Origin of the sequence: Streptomyces sp. NPDC048659, assembly GCF_040650575.1 — a bacterium.
GTDB lineage: Bacteria > Actinomycetota > Actinomycetes > Streptomycetales > Streptomycetaceae > Streptomyces.
This window is the reverse complement of sequence record NZ_JBEZHM010000122.1, coordinates 1-7,277: the sequence shown is the minus strand read 5'-3', so window position 1 is coordinate 7,277 and position 7,277 is coordinate 1. Positions and strand designations below refer to the sequence as shown.

The following is a 7,277-nucleotide window of genomic DNA, read 5'->3' as shown; positions in this document are numbered from 1 at the left end:
GCTCCCGGCTCCCGGCTCCCGGGATATCGGCTCCCGGCTCCCGGCTCCCGGGATATCGGCTCCCGGCTCCCGGCTCCCGGGATATCGGCTCCCGGGGCATCGGCCTCCGGCTACCGGATCTCGGCGAGCAGCGCCAGCACCCCGTCCTCGTCGGGTGCCTCCAGCAGCCGCTCGCGGAAACCGGCGTCCATCAGCTTGCGGGACAGCAGCGCCAGGATCCGCAGGTGCTCGTCACCGGCCGCAGCTGCCGGCACCGCGATCATGAAGATCAGCCGCGCCTTCGTCCCGTCGAGCGAGCCCCACTCCACGCCCTCCGGCGAACGGGCGAAGCCGACGAGCGGCTCCGTGACCGCGTCCGTCTTGGCGTGCGGGATGGCGATCTGCTCGCCGAGCCCGGTCGTGCCCTGGTCCTCCCGGGCGAAGGCGACCCGGACGAGCTCCTCGGGATCGGCGACCTTCCCGGTCCCCGTGAGCAGCCCGGCCATCTCGCGGATCGCCCCGTCCTTGTCCCCGGCGTCGAGCCGCAGCTTCACGGTCCGGGCGGTGAGGTACCCGGACAGCACCCGGTCCCCGCCCCCCTCGGCCCCGGCACCGGAGGCCCCGGCCGAGGAGGCCACGGAGGAGGCCACCTCGGCGGAAACCCCAGAGGAAACGCCCGCGGAGACCCCAGAGGAAACCCCGGCGGGCACCGCAGCGGCCACCCCGGCAGCCACGCCGGCGGGCACCTCGGCGGGCACCCCCGCAGCGGCCACCCCGGCCGGCACTCCCGCCGTCGCGAGCGCCGCGCCGCCGCCCCGGGCGAACCGCTCCCGGATCTCGATCAGCGCGTTGGTGGCGAGCGCGGTGACGACCGTGCCCGCCGCGACCGCGACGAGGAACATCGGCACCCCGCCGATCGCGCCCAGCGCGGCGACGATCGGACCGCCGTGCGGCACCGCGTCGGTCACCCCGGCGAGCCCCGCGAGCGCGCCCGCCACGGCACCGCCCAGCATGTTCGCCGGGATCACCTGCGCGGGCCGTGCGGCGGCGAACGGGATCGCGCCCTCCGAGATGCCGAACATCCCCATGAAGAGCGAGGCCATGCCGGTGTCCCGCTCCTGCTGGCCGTAGAGCTTGCGGCGGAGCAGCGTCGCCAGGCCCTGGCCGAGCGGCATCACCGGGATCGCGGCGGCGCACATGCCCATGACGGCCTCGTTGCCGGTGCCGATGAGCCCGGCGCCGAACAGGAACGCCGTCTTGTTGACCGGCCCGCCCATGTCGAACGCGATCATCAGGCCGAGGATCGCCCCCAGCAGGATCGCGCTGGTGCCGGTCATCCCGCCGAGCCAGCTCGTCAGGTGCTCGAAGACCCAGGCGATGGGCCGCCCGACCACGTAGATGAAGAAGAGCCCGAGCGCCGTCGTGGCGACGATCGGGATCACGATGATCGGCATGATCGGCTGCACCACCTTCGGCACCCGCACCTTCTTGATCGCGAGCACCAGATAGCCCGCGAGGAAGCCGGTGACGATGGCGCCGATGAAGCCCGCGCCCGCCTCGGAGTCGTACAGCGCGCCGGTGTTGGCGATCACGCCGCCGATCATGCCCGGCACCAGCGCGGGCCGGTCCCCGATGGCGTACGCGATGTAGCCGGACAGGATCGGCACCATCAGCTTGAAGCCGATGTCGCCGATGTCGTTGACGGCCTTCCAGAAGGAGTCCTCCGGGATGACCAGGCCCTCGGGTGTCGGGTGACCGCCGAGGGCGAGCGAGACCGCGATGAGCAGCCCGCCCACGACGACGAACGGGATCATGTACGAGACGCCGTTCATCAGCGCCTTGTACGCGGCACTCCGCTCCCTGCCGCCGCCGCCTCCGCCCGCGCCCGCCGCGCCACCACCCCCTCCGCCGCTCCCGTCGCCCGCCTGCACGGGCGCGTCGGCGACCTGCTCGATCAGCCGCTCGGGGTGGTGGATGCCCTCGGCGACCCCGACCGACAGCACCGGCTTCCCGGCGAACCGGCTCCGGTCCACGTCCTTGTCGGCGGCGATGATGATCCCGTCGGCGTTTCTGACATCGTTGTCAGTCAGCACGTTCTCCGCGCCGATCGAGCCCTGGGTCTCCACCTTGATCTCCACCCCCATCGCCGCAGCGGCCTGGGCCAGCTTCTCCGCCGCCATGTAGGTATGGGCGATCCCCGTCGGACACGCGGTCACCGCGAGCAGCCTCCGCGTGCGCTGCTCACCCGCGGGTCCGGTCACGAGCTGTTCCTCACGTACGTCTCCTCACGCTCTCTCCGGACGGCATCGCTCCGGAATCCCGAGCATCCTCTCGTGACGGACGGCGGCGTCAAAAGTCCGAAAGACCCTGAATGCGAGGGCCGCTGGACCCTTTGTCGAGCCATGATCCAGCCGAATCCGGAACGGGGCCGGACTGTGGGTCACTGCGCCGATCGGTGTAGATTCGTGACCAGCCAGACGTCGCTGCTGATGGCGGTCGGGCGGTCCCCACGTGGACCGGCCGAGGGAGAGAGGGCCTCCGACGACTGCACCGCGGAAGTTACCGGGCATTCCCATGCCCGCGTGACGCCCGACTGCGGTGCACCGGTGTGCCCACTCGACCCTCGAACCGATCACACGAGGAGCAGCACCAGTCATGACGACTGTCGCCAACCAGGACTTCAAGGTCGCCGACCTCTCCCTCGCCGCCTTCGGCCGCAAGGAGATCACCCTCGCCGAGCACGAGATGCCCGGCCTGATGTCGATCCGCCGCGAGTACGCCGCGCAGCAGCCGCTGGCCGGCGCCCGCGTCACGGGCTCCCTGCACATGACCGTGCAGACCGCCGTCCTCATCGAGACCCTGGTCGCCCTCGGCGCCGAGGTCCGCTGGGCCTCCTGCAACATCTTCTCCACCCAGGACCACGCCGCCGCGGCCATCGCCGTCGGCCCGAACGGCACCCCGGAGAACCCCCAGGGCGTCCCGGTCTTCGCCTGGAAGGGCGAGACCCTGGAGGAGTACTGGTGGTGCACCGAGCAGGCCCTCACCTGGCCGAACACGCCCACCGGCGGCCCGAACATGATCCTGGACGACGGCGGTGACGCCACCCTCCTCGTCCACAAGGGCGTCGAGTTCGAGAAGGCCGGCTCCGCTCCGGACCCGTCCACCGCGGACAGCGAGGAGTACGGGTACATCCTGACCCTCCTCAACCGCACCCTCGGCGAGAGCCCCCAGAAGTGGACCCAGCTCGCCTCGGAGATCCGCGGCGTGACGGAGGAGACCACCACCGGTGTCCACCGCCTCTACGAGATGCAGCAGGCCGGCTCCCTGCTCTTCCCGGCGATCAACGTGAACGACGCCGTCACCAAGTCGAAGTTCGACAACAAGTACGGCTGCCGCCACTCCCTGATCGACGGCATCAACCGCGCCACCGACGTCCTCATCGGCGGCAAGACCGCCGTGGTCTTCGGCTACGGCGACGTCGGCAAGGGCTGCGCCGAGTCCCTCCGCGGCCAGGGCGCCCGCGTCATCATCACCGAGATCGACCCCATCTGCGCCCTCCAGGCGGCGATGGACGGCTACCAGGTCGCGACCCTGGACGACGTCGTCGAGACGGCCGACATCTTCATCACCACGACCGGCAACAAGGACATCATCATGGCCGCCGACATGGCCAAGATGAAGCACCAGGCCATCGTCGGCAACATCGGCCACTTCGACAACGAGATCGACATGGCCGGCCTGGCCAAGATCGACGGCATCGTCAAGGACGAGGTCAAGCCGCAGGTCCACACCTGGACCTTCGCCGACGGCAAGGTCCTGATCGTCCTCTCCGAGGGCCGCCTGCTCAACCTGGGCAACGCGACGGGCCACCCCTCCTTCGTGATGTCGAACTCCTTCGCGGACCAGACCCTGGCCCAGATCGAGCTCTTCACCAAGCCGGAGGAGTACCCGACCGACGTCTACGTGCTCCCGAAGCACCTCGACGAGAAGGTCGCGCGCCTCCACCTCGACGCCCTCGGCGTCAAGCTCACGACGCTCCGCCCGGAGCAGGCCGCCTACATCGGCGTCCAGGTCGAGGGCCCGTACAAGCCGGACCACTACCGCTACTGATGCACCGGCACCGGGCGTCCGCTCACGGACGCCCGGGTGCCCGGCACACCCGTAGAGGAACAGGCAGGCCCCCGCACCCCCGTGTCGGGGGCCTGCCCCGTCTCACCCGGCCCACAGCTCCAGGAAGCACCCCGAGGACCCATGCCCCGCGGCCGTTATTCGCTCCATGACCCGCACGATCACACCCCCCTCGGTGAAGAGCACTTCAGCTGCGCGCCCGGCCCCTCCGGCTGGCGCTACGTCTCACGGACGACCACCCCCTCCGGCGACCCCGCGGGCTCCGTCGACCTGGCCGTCGACGAACTGGGCCGCCCCATCAGACTCGAACTCCACGCCGCGGACTGGCAGGTGCGAGGCGCCGCGATCGACGGCGTCACCTGGGTCCGCACGGACCCCACCGGAACCCACGCCACCGAAGGCAATGTGCGCGCCCACGCCTTCACCGGCACGTCCCCGGCGTTCCTCGTCGCGATCTCCCGGCTCCTGCGGCTCACCCCCGATTCCCCCGAGACCCGCGTCCGGCTCGTCGCCTTCACGGATCCCGTGCTCGCCCCCCTGACGGTCGACCAGTCCTGGGCCCTGACGAAGAGTGAAGCGCACGCCACTGACAACGGCCCCCTGACCGTGGACGAGTACCAGGTCAGCACCCTCGACACGGGGGAGCGGCACACCGTCCACCTGGCCGGCGACGTGGTCCTCTCGGCCCCCGGCATCGAGCTGGAGGACCTGGACACCCCGCCGTCGGCCTTCTGACTCAGGCGGGCGGCGCGAACCCGGTGGCGGGAGCGGCGCCCCCGGAAGAATCGGCACCACCGGCAGCCTCGGAAGCCGCTGCCGACGACTGGCCCGGGTAGCCACCCGCTGCGGGATACCCGCCACCCCCCGGAAGCCCACTCCCAATCCCACTCCCGGCCGTGCCCGTGCCCGTACCCGTGGGGGCGAACGCCCGCCGAGCATCCCGGGCCTGCCGCTCGGCGACGACACCGGCGAGGAAGGCGGCGGCGGGCACCCCCGGCGGCGGAGGCGTCCCGGTCCGGGCCACGAGCTCGTCGGCGAGCCGCTCCGCGAGCCGCCGCCCGATCGCGGGGTCCAGCTGCGTCATCCGCGTCAGGTACTGACGTATCTCCAGCCACAGCGGATCCGGCACGGCCGACAGGTCCAGCCCCCCGAACCGCCCGACGAGCCACTGCGGGGGCGGCGGCACCACCATGCTCCGGGCGGAGGCGACCCGCTCCCGCACCACCAGCGTCCCCGCGAAGACGTCCCCGAGCCGCCGCCCCCGCTCGGAGACCAGCGAGGCGACGCACGCGACGGCACCGAAGGTCATCAGGATCTCGACGACCCCCATGCCCCCGCGCATCAGCGCGTGCCGGAACCGGATCGGCCCCCCGTCGTCCCGCACCACCCGCAGCCCGCAGGCCAGCTTCCCGAGCGACCGCCCGTGCGACAGCGTCTCCACGGCGATCGGCACCCCGACGAGGAAGAGCAGGAAGGTCACGATGGAGATCGCCATGGCGGCGGCCTCGTCCAGCGAAGCCGTCGCCAGCAGGAGAAGGAGGCTGACGAGCAGGTACCCGAGCCAGATCACGACCAGGTCGATGAGCAGGGCCAGCGCCCGGCTCGGCAGCCGCGCCGGCTGCAACCCCAGGACGACGGCATCCCCCGTCACGACCCCACTCACACGCCCCGCCCTTCGTCGACCTGCCGAACCCCGTCCGAACGCCAGTCTGCCAAGCTGATGCGCAGCGCGCCGCAGTTGTACGGACCGTACGCACCCAGTGCCTGGAGCAGCAGCCGATCATGGACCTCGACGTCTTCGTCACCGCACACCGTGCCGAGTGGGACCGTCTCGACCACCTCCTGCGCCGGGGACGCCGCCTCAGCGGAGCGGAGGCCGACGAACTCGTCGCCCTCTACCAGCGCACGGCCACCCACCTCTCGCTGATCCAGACCAGCGCCCCCGACCCGATGCTCACGGCCCGGCTCACCCAGCTCGTGGCCCGCGCCCGGGCCACCGTGACGGGCACCCGCCGCGCCTCCTGGCGCGACGCGGCCACGTTCCTGACGACGGGCTTCCCGGCCGCGGTCTACCGCGCCCGCCACTGGTGGGTGCCGACGGCGCTGATATCGACCCTGGTCGCGGCCCTGATCGGCTGGTGGATCGGTACGCACCCCGAGGTGCAGGCATCGATCGGGGCCCCGGCCGAGCTGCGCGAGATGACCCGCCCCGGCGGCCAGTACGAGACCTACTACTCCAGCCACCCGGCGGCGTCCTTCGCGGCGCAGGTCTGGACGAACAACGCCCAGGCCGCGGCCGTCTGCCTGGTGCTCGGCGCCTTCCTGGGGATCCCGGTCCTCTACATCCTGTTCCTCAACATGCTGAACGTCGGCGTCGGCATAGGACTGATGGCTGGCGCCGGCCGTCTCGACGTCTTCCTCGGCCTGATCCTTCCGCACGGCCTGCTCGAACTGACCGCCGTCTTCGTCGCGGCCGGCACGGGCCTCCGCCTCGGCTGGACCGTGATCGACCCGGGCCCCACCACTCGCAGGGCCGCCCTGGCCCAGCAGGGCCGGGCGGCGATCGGCATGGCCATCGGCCTGGCCCTCGTCCTCTTCGTATCCGGCCTGATCGAGGGCTTCGTGACCCCGTCGGGCCTCCCGACCTGGGCCCGGATCTCCATCGGCATCGTCGCTGAGCTGGCATTTCTCGCGTACGTCTACGTACTCGGCGGCCGAGCCGCCAGGGCCGGCGACACGGGCGACGTGGAAGAGGCCGCCCGCAGCGCGGAACTGCCGACGGCGGCGTGACCCGCCCGCCACGGCCGATGTGCGGAGCACTCCGCTGACCTGCTAGTCTCCTCTCCGCCCACAAAAACCGTTGACACGGTCGGCGTGGGGAGGTAGATTCAAACGGTTGCCTGGAGCTGGACAAGCTCGGGGCCAAAGCGTTAGACTCTTCCTCGCTCCGGTCGGAATTCTCCGACGGTGGAGCCACCCCCGATTCCTTATTCGAATCAAGAAGCCACCGATTAGGTCGGCCCAAATGATTCTGATAAAGTCGGAACACGCCGGAAGGCCCCGAGAAACAAATTCCGGGACCGGAAAGCACCGAGGAAATCGGATCGGAAAGATCTGATAGAGTCGGAAACGCAAGAACGAAGGAAGCGCCCGGAGGAAAGCCCGAGAGG

General features: G+C 71.0%; 5 protein-coding genes. 3 read left to right on the top strand and 2 right to left on the bottom strand.

Annotated features, from left to right (window positions below; all coding sequences use genetic code 11):
* Nucleotides 1-110: 110 nt before the first annotated feature.
* Entirely contained in the window at nucleotides 111-2,240 is a 2,130-nt protein-coding gene (locus tag AB0C99_RS39265; protein ID WP_362485251.1) for a fructose-specific PTS transporter subunit EIIC, read from the bottom strand.
* Between the two features lie 394 nt (nucleotides 2,241-2,634).
* Between AB0C99_RS39265 and ahcY the strand changes: the two genes are divergently transcribed.
* Both ahcY and AB0C99_RS39255 read left to right on the top strand, forming a co-directional pair.
* Nucleotides 2,635-4,089: an adenosylhomocysteinase gene (gene ahcY, locus AB0C99_RS39260; protein ID WP_362485250.1), complete on the top strand. Its 1,455-nt coding sequence runs from the start codon at nucleotides 2,635-2,637 to the stop codon at nucleotides 4,087-4,089.
* 141 nt (nucleotides 4,090-4,230) lie between these two features.
* Nucleotides 4,231-4,842 (top strand): hypothetical protein, encoded by a 612-nt coding sequence (locus AB0C99_RS39255; RefSeq protein ID WP_362485248.1) that lies wholly within the window; start codon nucleotides 4,231-4,233, stop codon nucleotides 4,840-4,842.
* 1 nt (nucleotide 4,843) lies between these two features.
* Here the strand turns inward: AB0C99_RS39255 and AB0C99_RS39250 are convergent, their stop codons facing one another.
* A complete protein-coding gene (locus AB0C99_RS39250) occupies nucleotides 4,844-5,770 on the bottom strand; it encodes an RDD family protein (RefSeq protein WP_362485246.1) in 927 nt (308 codons plus the stop codon).
* Between the two features lie 119 nt (nucleotides 5,771-5,889).
* Here AB0C99_RS39250 and AB0C99_RS39245 point away from each other — a divergent pair, with 119 nt between their 5' ends.
* Nucleotides 5,890-6,897, top strand: a complete 1,008-nt coding sequence (locus AB0C99_RS39245) for a stage II sporulation protein M (protein ID WP_362485244.1) — start codon at nucleotides 5,890-5,892, stop codon at nucleotides 6,895-6,897.
* Nucleotides 6,898-7,277: the final 380 nt, after the last annotated feature.